A 16,069-nucleotide genomic window follows, 5' to 3' on the forward strand; every position below is an offset into this window, starting at 1 on the left:
CCCCGCCGCGCCGGGGGAATTTCAGTCCGCGGGCCGCTGCAGGAACCGCAGCATGTTCCCGGCCGGGTCCCGGAAGGCGCAGTCGCGGACCCCGTACGGCTGGTCCGTCGGCTCCTGGAGCACGTCGCCGCCGGCCTCCCGGACCCGCTCGTACAGCCCGTCGCAGTCCTCGGTGGTGAAGATGACCCCGCGCAGCAGCCCCTTGGCGAGCAGCTCGGCGATCGCCTGCTTGTCGGCCGGGGAGATGTCCGGGCTCGCGCCGGGCGGCTCCAGCACGATCTCCACGTCCGGCTGGAGCGGCGAGCCCACGGTGACCCACCGCATCCCCTCGAAGCCCACGTCGTTGCGGACCTCCATGCCGAGCACGTCACAGTAGAAGTGGAGCGCCTTGTCGTGGTCGTCCACGGCGATGAAGCACTGCTTGAGTTTCAGGTCCATGGCTTCACGCTAGGGCCAGACGCGTCCGGCCGCTTCAGTACGGCCGGCGGCGCGGGCGGGTGAACGTACGGGCCACGCAGGACGGGATCACCGCGCTCTCCTCGTGCGGGCGGGCCCGGTAGGCGCTCGGTGTCTCGCCGACCAGCTCGGTGAACCGGGAGCTGAAGGAGCCGAGGGAGGTACAGCCCACCGCGAAGCACACCTCGGTCACGGTGAGGTCGCCGCGGCGCAGCAGCGCCTTGGCCCGCTCGACCCGGCGGGTCATCAGATAGCTGTACGGCGTCTCCCCGTACGCCTTGCGGAAGCTGCGCTGGAAGTGGCCGGGCGACATGTGGGCGCCACGCGCCAGCTCGGTCATGTCGAGCGGCTCGGCGTACTCGCGGTCCATGCGGTCGCGCACCCGCCGCAGCCGTACCAGGTCCTCCAGGGTCACCTCCCCAGCTTGGCACAGCGCGCCCTGGGCCCGGCCGGAACGTCCACGTCCGGCCGGAACGCATTCACCAACGGATGCTCGTGGACGACGGCGTCGACCTGGTCAAGTTCTGGTTCTCCGTCTCGCAGAGCGAGCAGCGCACCCGCTTCACGATCCGTCAGGTCGACCCCGTACGGCAGTGGAAGCTCAGCCCGATGGACCTGGCCTCGCTGGACCGCTGGGACGACTCATCGGCGCGAAGGTCGTCTTGTTCCGCGAGACGGACACCGAGCACGCCCCGTGGACCGTCGTGAAGAGCAACGACAAGAAACGCGCCCGCGTCGAGGCCGTGCGCAGCGTCCTGGCCCGCTTCGCCTGCACCGACAAGGACGAGGAGGTCGTCGGCACGCCCGACCCGCGCATCGTGGGTGCGGCGGCGGGGCTCCTGGAGGCGGGGGAGGACGACCGCGCCCACCAGGCCCGGCCCCAGGGACGGGGCGCATCGCGAGGGCCTCCTGGTCAGGCGCGAAAAAACCGCACCCGGCCCCCAGGCACGCCGTGTTCGGCGGCCCCGGGGACCGGGTGCGGGAAGGCGGGATGCTCAGGCCTTCTTGGTCTCCCAGAAGATCTTGTCGATCTGGGCGATGTAGTCCAGAGCCTTCTGGCCCGTGGCCGGGTCGGTCGACGCCTTGGCGGCCGAGAGGGCCTTCAGGGTGTCGTTCACCAGCTGGTGCAGCTCCGGGTACTTCTCGAAGTGCGGGGGCTTGAAGTAGTCGCTCCAGAGCACGGAGACGTGGTGCTTGGCCAGCTCCGCGCGCTGCTCCTTGATGACGGTGGCACGCGCCTGGAAGTGCGGGTCGTCGTTGGCGGCCATCTTGTCCTGAACGGCCTTCACGGACTCCGCCTCGATGCGGGCCTGGGCCGGGTCGTACACACCGCAGGGCAGGTCGCAGTGCGCGCTGACCTTGACCTTGGGGGCAAACAGGCGGGAAAGCATGGAGCATTCCTTCCTCGTGATCGTCTTCTCAGGTGCGACATTACTCCCTGAGGGACGGGTTTTCGTGAGTGCCCCCTAGGGCTTAGGACAAAAGTCCAGGGTCAGACTGAGACTGGTGGAGGAACGGACCGGGGAGGTGCCGGGGATGCCGGAGCTGTCGCAGGAGACCGAGCGGGGGAGGGCCGGGGCGCCCTTCGGGCTGGCCGAGGTGACCGGCCCGTCCATGGTTCCCACGCTGCATCACGGAGACCGGCTGCTGTTGCAGTACGGGGCCGCGATCAGGCCCGGGGACGTCGTCGTCCTGCGTCATCCCTTCCAGCAGGACCTGCTGGTCGTCAAGCGTGCCGTGGAGCGGCGCGACGGCGGCTGGTGGGTGCTCGGGGACAATCCCTACGCGGGCGGGGACAGTACCGACTACGGGGTCGTGCCCGAGGAGCTGATCCTCGGCAAGGCGCGGTTCCGGTACCGGCCGCTCAAGGACGGTCAGCGCTCGCCGCTGGCGGTGGCGCGCTGGGTGCTCTCGGCCGCCAGGCCGCTGCTGCCCGACCGGTCGGCCTCCAGGCGCTTGCGGGCGCGGTAGGCGGCCACGTTGGCGCGGGTCGCGCAGCGGTCCGAGCAGTAGCGCCGGGAGCGGTTGGTGGACGTGTCGAGGTAGGCGTTGCGGCAGGGCGCGGCCTGGCACAGGCCGAGGCGGTCGACGCCGTACTCGGTCAGGTGGAACGCCAGGCCCATCGCCGCTATGGCGGCGTAGCCCGCGGTGGCGTTGGACGGGTGGTCGGCCAGGTGCATGTGCCACAGGGGGCGGCCGTCCTCGTCGCGGTAGTCGTGCCCGGAGATCTGCGGGCTCACCGGGAACTCCAGCAACAGGGAGTTCAGCAGGTCCACGGCGAGCGTCTCGTCGCCCTGGTCCGCCGCCTCGAAGACCGCGCGCAGCCTGCCCCGTACCGAGCGGAAGCGCGTGACATCGGCGTCGGTGGCGCGGCGGCCCGCCGACGCGTTCACCCCGAAGAGGTCGCGGACGGCCTCGACCGAGGTCAGCGAGTCCTTGCCCCGGACCGGTTCCTCGCTGTTGACGAGGCGTACGGCGTAATCCGAGTAATAGGCCAGTTCCACTTGTAGTCCTTACGGAGGCGCTCTATGGTCATGTCTGCGGTCGGGTAACAGCCGGTCGTGCTTCCAGGGTATTACGCATGCATGAGGGGACGGGGAATCGATGACCACCAGCACCGGAACCGACTGGGCCGCCTGGCAGGAGAGCTGGGACCGGCAGCAGGAGTGGTACATGCCGGACCGCGAGGAGCGGTTCCGGATCATGCTCGACATGGTCGAGGCGCTGGTCGGCACGGCCCCGCGCGTGCTCGACCTCGCCTGCGGCACCGGCACCATCACCGCCCGGCTGCTGGCGCGGTTCCCCGAGGCCACCAGCACCGGCGTCGACCTCGACCCGGCCCTGCTCGCCATCGCGCGCGGCACCTTCGAGGGCGACGACCGCGTCTCCTTCGTCACCGCGGACCTCAAGGACCCCGACTGGCCGGCGCGGCTGCCGTACGACTCCTACGACGCGGTCCTGACGGCCACGGCCCTGCACTGGCTGCACAGCGAACCCCTCGCGGCCCTCTACGGTCGGGTCGCGGGGCTGGTCCGCGACGGCGGTGTCTTCATGAACGCGGACCACATGATCGACGAGAGCACGCCCCGGATCAACGCGGCGGAGCGCGCCCAGCGGCACGCGCGCATGGATCAGGCCAAGCAGGACGGTGCCCTGGACTGGGCCGAGTGGTGGCAGGTGGCGGCGAAGGACCCGGTCCTCGCCGAGCCCACCGCCCGCCGCTTCGAGATCTACGGCGAGCACGCCGACGGGGACATGCCGTCCGCGGCATGGCACGCGCGCGTGCTGCGCGAGAAGGGCTTCGCCGAGGCACGGCCCGTGTGGTGCTCGCCGTCGGACACGCTGCTCCTCGCACTGAAGTAGCCGCACCGGAGCGGGCGCACCCACGGAGAAGGGCGGTACGGGGATCCCGTACCGCCCTTCTCGTGGTGGAGCGTCAGAGCACCTTGGACAGGAACGACTGGGTCCGCTCGTGCTGAGGGTTCGTCAGCACGTCGCGGGGATGGCCGGATTCGACCACCACGCCGCCGTCCATGAAGACCAGGCTGTCGCCCACCTCGCGGGCGAAGCCCATCTCGTGGGTGACGACGACCATCGTCATGCCCGACTCGGCGAGGTCGCGCATGACGTCCAGGACGTCGCCGACCAGCTCCGGGTCGAGGGCCGAGGTCGGCTCGTCGAACAGCATCAGCTTCGGGTCCATGGCGAGGGCGCGGGCGATGGCGACGCGCTGCTGCTGGCCGCCGGAGAGCTGCGAGGGGTAGTTCCCGGCCTTGTCGGCCAGGCCCACACGCTCCAGGAGCTGCATGGCACGCTCCTTGGTCTCGGCCTTGGAGGCGCCCTTGACCTGGACCGGCGCCTCGATGACGTTCTCCACGGCCGTCATGTGCGGGAACAGGTTGAAGCGCTGGAAGACCATGCCGATGTCCCGGCGCTTGAGCGCGACCTCGCTGTCCTTCAGCTCGTACAGCTTGTCGCCCTTCTGGCGGTAGCCGACCAGCTCGCCGTCCACGTACAGACGGCCCGCGTTGACCTTCTCGAGGTGGTTGATGCACCGCAGGAAGGTCGACTTGCCGGAGCCGGAGGGGCCGATGAGGCAGAACACCTCGCCCGGCTTCACCTCCAGGTCGATGCCCTTGAGGACCTCGACGGGACCGAAGGACTTGTGCACGCCCTCGGACTTGACCATCGGGACGGACGAGTGCTGCGGGGTGGAGTCCGTCTTGCTCAGCTTGTCGGTCATGCCGTGACCTTCCTGCTCGAGAAGGTCGTCAGGTGTGCCCTGACCTTCTGCCACGGAGTGGGCGGCAGGCTGCGGCTGGAACCGCGGGCGTAGTACCGCTCGATGTAGTACTGGCCGACGCTGAGGATCGACGTCATGATCAGGTACCAGGCCGCGGCCAGGAAGTACATCTCCACCGGGGCGCCGGAGTTCTGGCCGATGTCCTGGGCGTAACGGAAGAGCTCGGGATACTGGACGGCCGCCACGAGCGAGGTCGTCTTCAGCATGTTGATGACTTCGTTGCCCGTCGGCGGCACGATCACGCGCATCGCCTGCGGGATGACGATCCGGCGCAGCGTCTTGCTGTGGCTCATGCCCAGCGCGTGGGCCGCCTCGGTCTGGCCCTCGTCGACCGCGAGCAGGCCGGCACGGCAGATCTCCGCCATGTACGCGGCCTCGTTCAGGCCGAGGCCGAGCAGCGCCGTCAGCAGCGGCGTCATGAAGTCCGACCAGTAGTTCTTGTAGATCGGACCGAGGTTGATGTACTCGAAGACCAGGCCCAGGTTGAACCACAGGAACAGCTGGACCAGGACCGGGGTGCCGCGGAAGAACCAGATGTAGAACCATGCGATCGACGAGGTCACCGGGTTCTTCGACAGGCGCATCACGGCGAGGCCGATGCCGCCCAGGATGCCGATCAGCATCGACAGGACCGTCAGCAGGAGGGTCTTGTAGACACCGGTCAAGATCCGGTCGTCGAAGAAGTAGTCCGGAACCGCGTGCCAGTTGATCTTGCCCTGGCCGAACGCGTAGATGATCGCGACGAGGATCGCGATCGCGATGACGGCGGTGACGTACCGCCCGTAGTGCCGGACCGGGATGGCCTTGATGGCCTCCGGGCCGGCCGGCGGGGTGTCCGCCGGCTCCGCCGTCTTCTCGATGTCAGTCACGGGTGTTGCCTCTCGGTGGCCGCTCGGGTGCCGCGGGTCACTTGCCGCCGTTGATCGCGGACTCCTTGACGGCGCCGTCCTCGGCGCCCCACTTCTCGAGGATCTTCTGGTACTCGCCGCTCTTGATGATCGCGTTCATCGCGGCCTGGAGCGCGTCCCGCAGCTGGGTGTCGCTCTTGGCGACGGCGATGCCGTACGGGGCCGCCTCGACCTGGTCACCGACGATCTGGAAGTCCTTGCCGCCGCCCGAGGTCTTCACCGCGTACGCGGCGACCGGGAAGTCGGAGGAGGCCGCGTCCACGCCGCCCGAGCGCAGCCGGGTCTGGGACTGCTGGTCGTCGTCGAACGCCTCGATGGAGAGCTTCTTGCCGCTCGGACACTTCTTGGCCTCCTGCTTGGCCAGGTCCTCCGAGACGGTGCCGCGCTCGACGGCGATCTTCTTGCCGCACAGGTCCGTCCAGGACGTGATGCCCTTGGTGTCGCCCTTGCGGGTGTAGATCGAGACACCGGCGGTCAGGTAGTCGACGAAGTCGACACCCTCGCCGACCTTCTTGCCGGTGTCCGGGTCGACGCCCTCCTGACGGTTCTTGTTGTCCGTCATCGCCGACATCGCGGTGTCGTAGCGGCCGGAGCGCAGACCGGTGAGCAGGGCGTCGAAGGTGCCGTTCTCGAACGTGAGCTTCACGCCGAGCTGCTTGCCCATGGCCGCCGCGAGGTCGGGGTCGAGGCCGACGACGTTGCCGGAGGAGTCCTTGAACTCGACCGGGGCGTAGGCGATGTCCGAACCGACCTTGATCTCGCCCTTGTCGCGGATCTCCTTGGGGAGCTTGTCGGCGAGCGGGGCATTGCTGGTGGACGCACTGCCGGAGCCGTTGTCCTTGCCCTTGGTCTGGTCACCGCAGCCGGTGAGCAGCAGGGCGCCTGCGACCGCGATCGCACCGACCGCGGTGAGCCGGGAGTGCGCGGCGGTCGTACGACGGGTGGAGCTTGCGGTCATCGTGGTTCCTCCGGCGGAAGGGAAGAGGTGCCGATGGGTCGACGGAAACACACACCATCGGGTGTCGCGACCTCGTGGGTTTACCGCATCTTGCCATTCGGACTACGCCATTCAGGGGCGTCACTATGTCAAAATCGCATAACGGGTGACCCCCGAACCGCGTCAGGTCCCGCCAGGACGGGACTTCACGGCCGCAGATCTGCGGAAATCCATCACTCCGGCCGGAAAATCTTCGGGTCATCTCACGATGTGGTCCCTCGTTGCGCGGATGATCGATCAGGTTCGAGTTACCCACGAGTCATATCTGTGTTGTGCTCGTGTCAGCCGCGTGTCATCCACGTGTGGCCTTCTGGTCGCGAGATGTGACCTTGCACCTAATGGACTCGTCGTGAGCGCCGTCCGTCCGGTAAGAAGGTTCTTTACACCCCTCATCCGGGGCTCAGGGCGCGTGTGCGGCGCGCCCGTCGCGTATGTGCTCGTACGTATCAGCAATCGGGCCTTGCGCGGTGCCCGCCCACCCCTCACCAGGAGTGGTCGACCCTCAAACCATGCATACCTAAGGGGTAAAACAAAGTGGCAGCGGAGATCGTCAATCCTCGCAGCGACAGCAGTACGGATCAGGACGGGGCCGAGCCCCTCGATTCCTTCGATCCGGCGTTCGCGCTGCACCGTGGCGGCAAGATGGCCGTGCAGGCCACCGTGCCGGTCCGCGACAAGGACGACCTTTCCCTCGCGTACACGCCCGGCGTCGCCCGCGTGTGCACCGCGATCGCGGAGCAGCCGGACCTGGTCAACGACTACACCTGGAAGTCCTCCGTGGTGGCTGTCGTGACCGACGGTACGGCCGTGCTCGGGCTCGGGGACATCGGTCCCCAGGCCTCCCTCCCCGTGATGGAGGGCAAGGCGATCCTGTTCAAGCAGTTCGGTGGCGTCGACGCGGTGCCGATCGCGCTCGACTGCACGGGCGTGGACGAGATCGTCGAGACCGTGGTCCGGCTCGCTCCCTCCTTCGGCGGAGTGAACCTGGAGGACATCTCGGCACCCCGGTGCTTCGAGATCGAGAAGCAGCTCCAGGAGCGGCTCGACATCCCGGTCTTCCACGACGACCAGCACGGCACTGCCGTCGTGACCCTCGCGGCGCTGCGGAACGCGGCGCGGCTGAGCGGGCGCGAGATCGGGCAGCTGCGGGCCGTCATCTCGGGCGCCGGCGCGGCCGGTGTCGCCATCGCCAAGATGCTGGTCGAGGCCGGCATCGGGGACGTGGCGGTGGCGGACCGCAAGGGCGTCGTGTCGGCGGACCGCGAGGACCTGACGTCGGTCAAGCGCGAACTGGCCGGGTTCACCAACAAGGCCGGCATCACCGGCTCGCTGGAGGACGCCCTCGCGGGCGCCGACGTCTTCATCGGCGTCTCCGGCGGTACGGTCCCGGAGGAGGCCGTGGCCTCCATGGCGGAGGGTGCCTTCGTGTTCGCGATGGCCAACCCGAACCCGGAGGTCCACCCCGACGTGGCCCACAAGTACGCGGCGGTCGTCGCGACCGGGCGCTCGGACTTCCCGAACCAGATCAACAACGTGCTGGCCTTCCCGGGCATCTTCGCGGGCGCGCTGCAGGTGCGGGCCACTCGGATCACCGAGGGCATGAAGATCGCTGCCGCGGAGGCGCTGGCCGCTGTGGTCGGGGACGACCTCGCCGCCGACTACGTCATCCCGTCACCGTTCGACGAGCGGGTTGCTCCGGCCGTGACCGCGGCGGTTGCTGCCGCTGCTCGTGCCGAGGGCGTTGCTCGTCGCTGACGTTGCGCTGAATGGCCCCGTCCTTTTGGGCGGGGCCATTTTCTTTACGCGCCCGCCCGTTCGGGTGCCGCGAGGGCGCCCTCGAGGGCGGGGGCGCCGGGCTGCGCCGCACGGGTGCCGTCATGCAAGAGGGCATGTGTCACAGCGCCGTGCAGTTCCGTCAGCTGCACAGCGCACCTATCGTCGAGCCCATGTTCGCTGCCTACGCCGCCCGAATCGACCGCGACCAGCCGCTCTCCGGCCTTGAGTTGGGGGAGCGCCCGGCCCCCGAGGCCCGGCCCGGCTGGAGCACGATCACCGTGCGGGCCGCCTCCCTCAACCACCACGACCTCTGGTCCCTGCGGGGCGTCGGACTCCCGGAGGAACGGCTGCCGATGATCCTCGGCTGCGACGCCGCCGGGATCGACGAGGACGGCAACGAGGTCGTCCTGCACTCCGTCATCGGCCAGACCGGTCACGGCGTCGGCCCCAAGGAGCCGCGCTCCATCCTCACCGAGCGCTACCAGGGCACCTTCGCCGAGCAGGTCGCCGTGCCGACCTGGAACGTCCTGCCCAAGCCGAAGGAGCTGTCCTTCGCGGAGGCCGCCTGCCTGCCGACCGCGTGGCTGACGGCGTACCGGATGCTGTTCACCAACGCCGGGGTGCGACCCGGTGACTCGGTCCTCGTGCAGGGCGCGGGCGGCGGTGTCGCCACGGCCGCGATCGTGCTGGGCAAGGCGGCCGGTCTGCGGGTCTTCGCCACCAGCCGGGACGAGGCGAAGCGGAAGCGGGCCCTGGATCTGGGCGCGGTCGAGGCGGTGGAGCCGGGGGCCCGGCTGCCGCAGCGGGTGGACGCCGTCATCGAGACCGTCGGCGCCGCCACCTGGTCCCACTCGGTGAAGTCCCTGCGGCCCGGCGGGACGATCGTCATCTCCGGTGCCACCAGCGGCGACCGTCCCTCGCACGCCGAGCTGACCCGGATCTTCTTCCTGGAACTGAAGGTCGTCGGCTCCACCATGGGCACCAAGGAGGAGCTGGAGGACCTGCTCTCCTTCTGCGCCGCCACCGGCGTACGACCCGTCATCGACGAGGTGCTGCCCCTGGACCGGGCCCGCGAGGGCTTCGAACGGCTGGAGTCCGGCGATCAGTTCGGGAAGATCGTCCTGACCAACGGCTGATCTGCCGTGGCCGCCGAGGTGCGGCCGACGCTTCTCCGTCCGGCGGCGTGTCCCGGGTGTCCGGGGCACGCCGCCGGGTCGGCCTGGGTGGGTCAGACCTTCGGGCCGCGCAGCAGCGCCCCGATGTGGGCCGCCGCCGCCGACAGCTGGCGGCGGGCGTCGCGGAGCTGGTCGGCGGTGACGCCGTGGTCGCGGGCCGCGTCGCGGATGTCGTCGCGGAAGCGGTCGAGCAGGCGGTCCAGGTCGCGGGTGGGGTCGCCGGTGCCGTCCTCGTGGGCCCAGGACGGCTCGTACTCGGCCGGGAAGTCCTCCGGGGTGGCGGTGTAGTCCGGTCCCGAAGCGGGGGCCGGCTTGCGGACGCCCTGGCCCGGCTCCCCGGCGGCGCGGCCGAAGCCCCAGTCCCTGCCGACCTCCTTCCCGTAGTCCTTCCCGAACTCGCCGAACTCCTTGGCCAGTTCGGTCAGGCCCTCCCGTACGCCGGTCGGCCAGTCGCCGCGCGTGAAGTGGTCCTGCACCCGCTCCTGGACGTGGCGGGCGATGCGCTGCATCTCCTCCTGGGCCTGGGCCCGCGCCCGCGCCTGGGCCTCCTGGGCCTGGTGCCGGGCCCGCTGGGCCTCCTCGCGGGCCCGACGGCTCTCGTCCTTGGCGCGGCGGGCCTGTTCCTTCCACTCCTGCTTGACCCGGCGCATCTCCTCCTTGGCGGCCCGCCAGGCCTCCTTGTCGGTGAGGTCGCCGTACTCCGCGAAGGGGCCCGCCTCGCCGCCGCCCGCCCTGGTGCCCCGGCGGGCCTCGGAGGCGGCCGCGCGCATCTCGCGCCGCAGGTCGCCCGCCGCACCGCGCACGTCCGCCTTTATCTCGGCGGCGAGTTCGGCGACGGACTCGCGGATCTCCAGCTCCAGGTCGGCCAGTTCGCCGCTGCGGTCGGCCAGTTCGGCGCGGCCGGCGTCCGTGATGGCGTACACCTTGCGGCCGCCCTCGGTGGTGTGGGTGACCAGGCCCTCGGCCTCCAGCTTGGCCAGGCGGGGGTAGACCGTGCCCGCCGAGGGGGCGTACAGGCCCTGGAAGCGCTCTTCGAGGAGCCTTATCACCTCGTAGCCGTGACGCGGGGCCTCGTCGAGCAGCTTGAGCAGATAGAGGCGGAGGCGGCCGTGGGCGAAGACGGGGGGCATGTCAGAGCACCTTCTTGTCGGTCGTGCCGTCGGCCGGGTCGCCGGGGGCGTCGGAGCCCCGGCCGGAGACGGAATTGTCCCCCGGGACGGCCCCGGGTACGGCCGCCGGGTCGGTCGGTGTCCCGGTGGCCGCGGGGTCGGCGGGCGGCGCCGCCTCCCACGGGGTGTCGTGCTCGTCCTCGCCCGGCGGGCGGCGCAGCAGGGCGATGGAGCCGGAGACCGTGGTGGCCCGGAGCTTGCCGTTGCCCGCGCCGAGCCGTCCGGTGATCTTGTGGGCGCCCCACTGGCCGTGGACCCGCAGGCCGTCGAAGGCGTTGGAGATCGTGCCGCTCGCGGTGTTCGCCTCCACGTCCGCGTCCGCCGGGTGCGGCAGGCGGATGGCGATCTCGCCGGAGACGCTGGTGAGCCGGACGTCGGTGGGGCCGTCCGGGTCCAGGTCGATGATCATGGAGCCGCTGACGGAGTCGGCGCGGACGGAGGCGCCCGAGCCCTCGACCACGGTCAGGTCGCCCGAGACCGAGTTGAACCGCAGGTCGCCCGTGACGGCCTGGGCCTCCAGGTTCCCGGACACGGTGTCGGCGCGGACCGGGCCGGAGAGGCCGACGAGGGTCGTGTCGCCGTTGACGCCCTTGATCACCGAGGGGCCGTCGAGGCCGGAGACGACCGCGGCCGCGCCGACCACGCCCACCTCCACGCGCGTGTCGGCGGGGACCGCGAGGGAGACGACGGCGCTGCGCCGCCAGCCCTTGCGATCGAGCCACTTGAGGAAGCCCTTCCAGGGCAGGTCCTCGTAGGCCACCGTGAGGGTGCCGCCCTCCTGCTTGACGGTCAGAGGCGGGCCCTCGATGTCCGAGACCTCCAGACGGGCGGAACCTTCGTCCGTGCCCACGACGTTCACCGTTCCGTTGACGATGCGCACGTGCAGGTCGCTCACGGGGGTGTCGAACGTGAGCTTCCGCGGCTCGGTGACGGACCACTCGGACATGGGGAGCCTCCTCGGCGGGACGCGGTCGCGCTGCCGCGACACGCCATATCGCGTCTTCTGTCAAACACGATATATCGCGGTCGTCGAAAGTCAAGACACCCGTTGGTGTGGCGCTCCCGGCGTTCCTGGCGCGTGGGGCGCTGCGGCCGGCGTACGAAAAGGTGCGCGAGCGCGGGTGGCTCATGCGCCGGGGTGCTGCTCTGCGTGGGTGCACGGGTACGTGATCGTTCCCCGTTGCATAGGCTGTCCCTGAGCTACGTACACGCAGGAAAGGCAGCCCATGTACTTCACCGACCGCGGGATCGAGGAGTTGGAGAAGCGGCGCGGCGAGGAAGAGGTCACGTTCGAGTGGCTTGCCGAGCAGCTGCGCACGTTCGTGGATCTGAACCCGGACTTCGAGGTGCCCGTCGAGCGGCTCGCGACCTGGCTCGCGCGGCTCGACGACGAGGACGACGAGTAGGCCGCAGCGACCACTTCCGTCACAGTAGGGGCGATCATCGGCCTTCTCCTCCCATGACCCTCCCCCGTCGCTTTATCCGGAGTTAGCCTTCTCCTCCCATTCAGCGAACGGGGGCGTCATGGGTGGAGGAGTCGAACGCATACGGCTCGACGACGGAACCGTCGTCTGGGCCAGGATCGGCGCGGCCGACGAGGAAGCGCTGGGTGACGGCGCGTACTGGGACACCGGCTTCGGGGACCGGGTCATCGACATGGCGGGCGGCCTCGCCGGCACGGTCGGGGGCGTCGTGCGCTCTCTGCGCGCCGGTCTGGACACACCCGCCCCGGTCGAGGTGTCCGTCAGCTTCGGAATCGAACTGACGGCGCAGGCCGGCAAGATCGTGAGCGCCATCGCGGAGGGCGGCGGCAAGTCCTCCCTCACGGTGTCCCTGACCTGGACCGAACCGCCCGCGACGGCGGACGGCACGGACCCCGCGGCGCCCGGCGGCGCCGTCGTACCGCCCCGGTCCCCGGCCTCCGGCACCGTATGAGCGCCTTCGACGAGATGGTGCGCCCCTCCCTCGCACGCATCGGCGCACCGGGTGACGGGTATGCAACGGACCGTGACCTGTACTGGGGGTCGGGGTTCTTCATAGCCCCCGGCCGGCTGTTGACCTGCGCCCACGTCGTGGGGAAGGGGGGAGCCGCGGTGTGCCGAGGGGAGAGCGCCATACGCGTGACCTGGCAGGAGCGCACCGCTGCCGGCACGTGGGAGGAGCGCACCGGCGCCGGGACGGCCGAACTCCTCGCGCCACGGCCCGAGACCCCGGAGTCGTTCCGCGATCCCTGGCCGTTCCCCGACCTCGCGCTCGTCCGCGTCAGCGGCGCGGACGACGTGCGCTGCCTCTGGCTGAGCGACCGCGAGCCCGGCGCCCGCACCCCGATCGGGCTGTACGGCTGGTCCGTGCAGACCGGCGAACTGGGCATCCGGCACGGCACCGGTGAGCTGGCGGGCTCCGACGCACGGGCGCTGCTGCTCGGCGGCAGTCTGCCGATCGGCGGGCTGTCCGGCGGGCCCGTCCTGGACCTGCGGCACGGCTCCGTCATCGGCGTGATCAAGGGGCGCCGCCGGGAGGAGGGGGTCGCCGTCCCGGTCACCGCCCTGCACGAGCTGCCGGACCCGCGCGAGGGCCCCGCCGTCCTGCACGAGGTCCTGCGCGCACACGACCTGCACCACCTTCGCCTCCTCGACGACCCGTCGCCGTACGCGAACTGGACCACGCTCCAGGCCGCCCTGCCCGCCCTCGCGCCCCCCGCCACCGCGATCACCGCCGACCTCCGCGCCCGGCTCTACGGCCACCTCGCCGAGCTGCCGCCGCCCACCGGAGCGGGCGAGATCGTCCACCTCGTGGAGGAGGTCAAGGAGCAGGTGCGCGGCGAGCGGCTGCGCTCGCTGGTGCTGCAGAACGTGCGGACGTGGCGTGAGGGCGCCGGGCTGCTGTACGGGCTGCGCACGCTGGAGCCGGGCGGCGGCGGCACGCTGGTCGACCTCGACGCCGTCCTGCTGTACGCGGCCAAGGTGGTCCGAAGGTCCGTGCAGGAGCGGCCCGGCGAGGTGGATCCCGCGCGGCTGAGGGCATTCGCCGACTGGCTCGGCGGGCAGGCGGACGGCCACCGGAACTGGGCGGTGGGCGAGGCGATCCGGGGGCTGCTGGAGGGCGTCGACGGCCAGGGCGGTGACGGCGGTCGCCCCGCCGGGCCCGCGGCCCCGCCCGTCGTACGGCCGGCCGCCACCCGGACCGACGTCCTCGTCAAGGTGGGCCGGCCCATGTACGACGGGCGCTACCCGTGGAGCGTGCAGCTGATCTACGACGGCCTGGACGTCACCCCGGTCGACGCCGACGACCGCGGCGTCCGCGTCGAGGAGCTGGCCGCGGCCCTGCGCGGACCGCTGGCCCAGGCGCTCAGCCAGGGCGACCACGGGGAGCATCTGGCCGCGCTGGAGGTGTTCCTGCCGCGCAAGCTGTTCGATCTGCCGGTGGACGAGTGGCAGTTGCTGCCCGGTGCCGAGGCCATGGCGACCACGGAGACGGACACGGACGACGACGAGGACGACGGTGATGTCGTCGACGAGCGGTCCATGCCGCTCGGGATGCGCCGGACCGTCGTCGTCCGGGACGTGCTGCGCAACGACCGTCCGCCCACGCCCGAGTGGCGCAGGCGCCGGCGCGGCGTGGTCGGCGGGCCGCTCGCGCACGAGCCGCTGCACGGCCGGGCCCCGGACGACGGCCACCCCGCCGCGGCCCGCTCCGCGGGCAAGTACCCGTACTACGGCGCCCTGTCGGCGATGGACGACGCGTGCGTTCCGGTCTACTGCGGTCCCGTCGGCAGCGGGGAGGGGCAGGCGGCGATGAGGGACGCGCTGATGGCCGGCCACTCGGTGGTGCTCTGGCGCCGGGACCGGCACGACCACGACGAGTGCAAGGACTTCCACCGGCAGGCCGCCCATGTGCTGGGGATGGCCCGGAACGCCGAGGGCCTGCACGGCCCGGTGCGTGACCTGCGCATCCGGCTGTACGACCCCGAGTCGGCCCGGGCCCAGGGCCTGCGCGGGAAGCTGGCCGTACTGTTCGATCCGCCGGACCGGCCGCCGTACGGCACCGAGACGATGCGGCCGCCGCCACTGGCCGCCCCCGGCGGGTGACCCGCCCCGCGTCCACGCCGGACACCCCGTCAATCCCCTTGATTCGCAAGGCTGTTCGGCGGGCCGGAAGTGAACGCCGGACCCCCCGAACCCAAGCGGACACGGCCGCCTGACGGTAGCCTCGTACGTCGAACGGCCGGGCCCGCTGCATGATCACCAGAGCCGGGAGGAGCCCAAGGTGAACGACTGGCGGATCTACCGCGGAGTGGGTCAGCCGCACGACGGCATGCTGCGGTTGCCGGCACCGCCGCCCTGGCGCGACTTCGCGGCCTCCCGGGAGAGCACGGAGACCGGCCCGGAGGACCCCAGCAGCGCCCGCCGGCTCGGCGTCCGCCGCCGTCTGGTCGAGAGCTACGCGCCCCGGCCGGCCGAGGTGGACGCGGTCAACGCGGCCCTCTATCTGCGCCGGCCCCTGCTGGTGACCGGCAACCCGGGCACGGGCAAGTCGACCCTGGCGTACGCGATCGCCCATGAACTCGGCCTCGGCAAGGTCCTGCGCTGGCCCATCGTCAGCCGCACCACCCTCCAGGACGGCCTGTACCGGTACGACGCGATAGGCCGCCTCCAGGACGTCCAGCTGGAGCGCGCCCGCGGCGCCGAGGACGCGACGGCCGCCCCCGGCATCGGCTCGTACATCCGGCTCGGCCCGCTCGGCACCGCGCTGCTGCCCGCCGAGCAGCCCCGCGTGCTGCTCATCGACGAACTCGACAAGAGCGACCTCGACCTGCCCAACGACCTGCTCAACACCCTGGAGGAAGGCGAGTTCTCGATCCCGGAGCTGGAGCGGCTGGCCGACCGCGAACCCGTCGTCGAGGTGCTCGACCACGGCGGCGACCGGGTCGCCGTGCACGGCGGACGGATCGCGTGCACCGCCTTCCCGGTGATCGTCCTGACCTCCAACGGCGAACGCGACTTCCCCGCCCCCCTCCTGCGGCGCTGCGTCCAGCTGGAGCTGGACCCGCCCGGCGAGGAGCAGCTCACCGCCATGGTCGAGGCGCATCTCGGCGCGGACGGCGTCGAGGCCGGCCCGGATCTCATCCGCAGGTTCCTGGAGCGCGAACCCGGCGAGGTGCTCGCCGCCGACCAGCTCCTCAACGCCCTCTTCCTCACCCGGCACGACCCGCGCGCGCAGAGCCTCACCCGGGAGCGGATCGCCGAGATGCTCATGCAGCCGCTCGACCGTACGAGGTGATGGCC

The 16,069-nt window shown here is 71.0% G+C and carries 17 protein-coding genes and 1 pseudogene; 9 read left to right on the forward strand and 9 right to left on the reverse strand.

Features of this window, described 5'->3' with window-relative positions; genetic code table 11:
- Nucleotides 1-21: 21 nt before the first annotated feature.
- Together ACIRVH_RS11315 and ACIRVH_RS11320 are read right to left on the reverse strand one after the other, a co-directional pair.
- Nucleotides 22-438: a VOC family protein gene (locus tag ACIRVH_RS11315; RefSeq protein WP_389181477.1), complete on the reverse strand. Its 417-nt coding sequence runs from the start codon at nt 436-438 to the stop codon at nt 22-24.
- A gap of 34 nt (nt 439-472) precedes the next feature.
- Nucleotides 473-871, reverse strand: a complete 399-nt coding sequence (locus ACIRVH_RS11320; RefSeq protein ID WP_386578279.1) for a helix-turn-helix transcriptional regulator — start codon at nt 869-871, stop codon at nt 473-475.
- Between the two features lie 68 nt (nt 872-939).
- Here ACIRVH_RS11320 and ACIRVH_RS11325 point away from each other — a divergent pair.
- Nucleotides 940-1,316 (forward strand): annotated as a pseudogene (locus tag ACIRVH_RS11325) (polyphosphate kinase 2); the annotation flags it as partial.
- Nucleotides 1,317-1,451: 135 nt separating this feature from the next.
- Here the strand turns inward: ACIRVH_RS11325 and sodN are convergent.
- The gene (gene sodN / locus ACIRVH_RS11330; protein WP_019075224.1) at nt 1,452-1,847 is read right to left on the reverse strand and encodes a superoxide dismutase, Ni; all 396 of its coding nucleotides are present in this window, start codon (nt 1,845-1,847) and stop codon (nt 1,452-1,454) included.
- Between the two features lie 145 nt (nt 1,848-1,992).
- On the opposite strand from sodN, the gene sodX reads away from it, so the two are divergent.
- A complete protein-coding gene (sodX, locus tag ACIRVH_RS11335; protein WP_403950998.1) occupies nt 1,993-2,427 on the forward strand; it encodes a nickel-type superoxide dismutase maturation protease in 435 nt (144 codons plus the stop codon).
- On the opposite strand, the gene ACIRVH_RS11340 is transcribed toward sodX, so the two are convergent.
- Nucleotides 2,331-2,960 (reverse strand): CGNR zinc finger domain-containing protein, encoded by a 630-nt coding sequence (locus ACIRVH_RS11340; protein ID WP_403950895.1) that lies wholly within the window; start codon nt 2,958-2,960, stop codon nt 2,331-2,333. The genes sodX and ACIRVH_RS11340 overlap by 97 nt on opposite strands.
- A 100-nt stretch (nt 2,961-3,060) precedes the next feature.
- Between ACIRVH_RS11340 and ACIRVH_RS11345 the strand changes: the two genes are divergently transcribed.
- Nucleotides 3,061-3,819, forward strand: coding sequence for a class I SAM-dependent methyltransferase (locus tag ACIRVH_RS11345; RefSeq protein ID WP_403950898.1), 759 nt, complete (start codon nt 3,061-3,063; stop codon nt 3,817-3,819).
- Between the two features lie 73 nt (nt 3,820-3,892).
- Here the strand turns inward: ACIRVH_RS11345 and ACIRVH_RS11350 are convergent, their stop codons facing one another.
- Genes ACIRVH_RS11350 through ACIRVH_RS11360 form a run of 3 tightly spaced genes read right to left on the reverse strand, consistent with a single transcriptional unit; the run spans nt 3,893 to nt 6,625 of the window.
- A complete protein-coding gene (locus ACIRVH_RS11350) occupies nt 3,893-4,645 on the reverse strand; it encodes an amino acid ABC transporter ATP-binding protein (RefSeq protein WP_145883205.1) in 753 nt (250 codons plus the stop codon).
- Between the two features lie 50 nt (nt 4,646-4,695).
- Nucleotides 4,696-5,628 carry an amino acid ABC transporter permease gene (locus tag ACIRVH_RS11355; RefSeq protein ID WP_403950901.1) on the reverse strand — a complete coding sequence of 311 codons (933 nt, stop codon included), beginning with the start codon at nt 5,626-5,628 and terminating at the stop codon, nt 4,696-4,698.
- Nucleotides 5,629-5,665: 37 nt separating this feature from the next.
- Nucleotides 5,666-6,625 carry an ABC transporter substrate-binding protein gene (locus ACIRVH_RS11360; RefSeq protein WP_403950904.1) on the reverse strand — a complete coding sequence of 320 codons (960 nt, stop codon included), beginning with the start codon at nt 6,623-6,625 and terminating at the stop codon, nt 5,666-5,668.
- A gap of 573 nt (nt 6,626-7,198) precedes the next feature.
- Here ACIRVH_RS11360 and ACIRVH_RS11365 point away from each other — a divergent pair.
- Nucleotides 7,199-8,419 carry an NADP-dependent malic enzyme gene (locus tag ACIRVH_RS11365; protein ID WP_403950906.1) on the forward strand — a complete coding sequence of 407 codons (1,221 nt, stop codon included), beginning with the start codon at nt 7,199-7,201 and terminating at the stop codon, nt 8,417-8,419.
- Between the two features lie 191 nt (nt 8,420-8,610).
- Nucleotides 8,611-9,576: a zinc-binding dehydrogenase gene (locus tag ACIRVH_RS11370; RefSeq protein ID WP_403950908.1), complete on the forward strand. Its 966-nt coding sequence runs from the start codon at nt 8,611-8,613 to the stop codon at nt 9,574-9,576.
- Between the two features lie 92 nt (nt 9,577-9,668).
- On the opposite strand, the gene ACIRVH_RS11375 is transcribed toward ACIRVH_RS11370, so the two are convergent.
- Both ACIRVH_RS11375 and ACIRVH_RS11380 read right to left on the reverse strand, forming a co-directional pair.
- Complete coding sequence (locus ACIRVH_RS11375; RefSeq protein WP_403950911.1) at nt 9,669-10,745, reverse strand: PadR family transcriptional regulator; 1,077 nt, start codon at nt 10,743-10,745, stop codon at nt 9,669-9,671.
- 1 nt (nt 10,746) lies between these two features.
- Nucleotides 10,747-11,730 carry a DUF4097 family beta strand repeat-containing protein gene (locus ACIRVH_RS11380; protein WP_403950914.1) on the reverse strand — a complete coding sequence of 328 codons (984 nt, stop codon included), beginning with the start codon at nt 11,728-11,730 and terminating at the stop codon, nt 10,747-10,749.
- A gap of 280 nt (nt 11,731-12,010) precedes the next feature.
- On the opposite strand from ACIRVH_RS11380, the gene ACIRVH_RS11385 reads away from it, so the two are divergent.
- The 4 genes from ACIRVH_RS11385 (at nt 12,011) to ACIRVH_RS11400 (ending at nt 16,064) form a co-directional block, all read left to right on the forward strand.
- Nucleotides 12,011-12,190: a DUF6104 family protein gene (locus tag ACIRVH_RS11385; RefSeq protein WP_003992906.1), complete on the forward strand. Its 180-nt coding sequence runs from the start codon at nt 12,011-12,013 to the stop codon at nt 12,188-12,190.
- 118 nt (nt 12,191-12,308) lie between these two features.
- Nucleotides 12,309-12,719 (forward strand): CU044_2847 family protein, encoded by a 411-nt coding sequence (locus tag ACIRVH_RS11390; RefSeq protein ID WP_403950917.1) that lies wholly within the window; start codon nt 12,309-12,311, stop codon nt 12,717-12,719.
- On the forward strand, nt 12,716-14,872 hold the full coding sequence (locus tag ACIRVH_RS11395; protein ID WP_403950920.1) for a trypsin-like peptidase domain-containing protein: 2,157 nt from the start codon (nt 12,716-12,718) through the stop codon (nt 14,870-14,872). The genes ACIRVH_RS11390 and ACIRVH_RS11395 overlap by 4 nt, the downstream gene beginning before the upstream one ends.
- A gap of 178 nt (nt 14,873-15,050) precedes the next feature.
- The gene (locus ACIRVH_RS11400) at nt 15,051-16,064 is read left to right on the forward strand and encodes an AAA family ATPase (RefSeq protein ID WP_403950923.1); all 1,014 of its coding nucleotides are present in this window, start codon (nt 15,051-15,053) and stop codon (nt 16,062-16,064) included.
- Nucleotides 16,065-16,069: the final 5 nt, after the last annotated feature.

Source organism: Streptomyces sp. NPDC101165, assembly GCF_044768135.1.
In the GTDB taxonomy this organism is placed as follows: Bacteria; Actinomycetota; Actinomycetes; order Streptomycetales; family Streptomycetaceae; genus Streptomyces.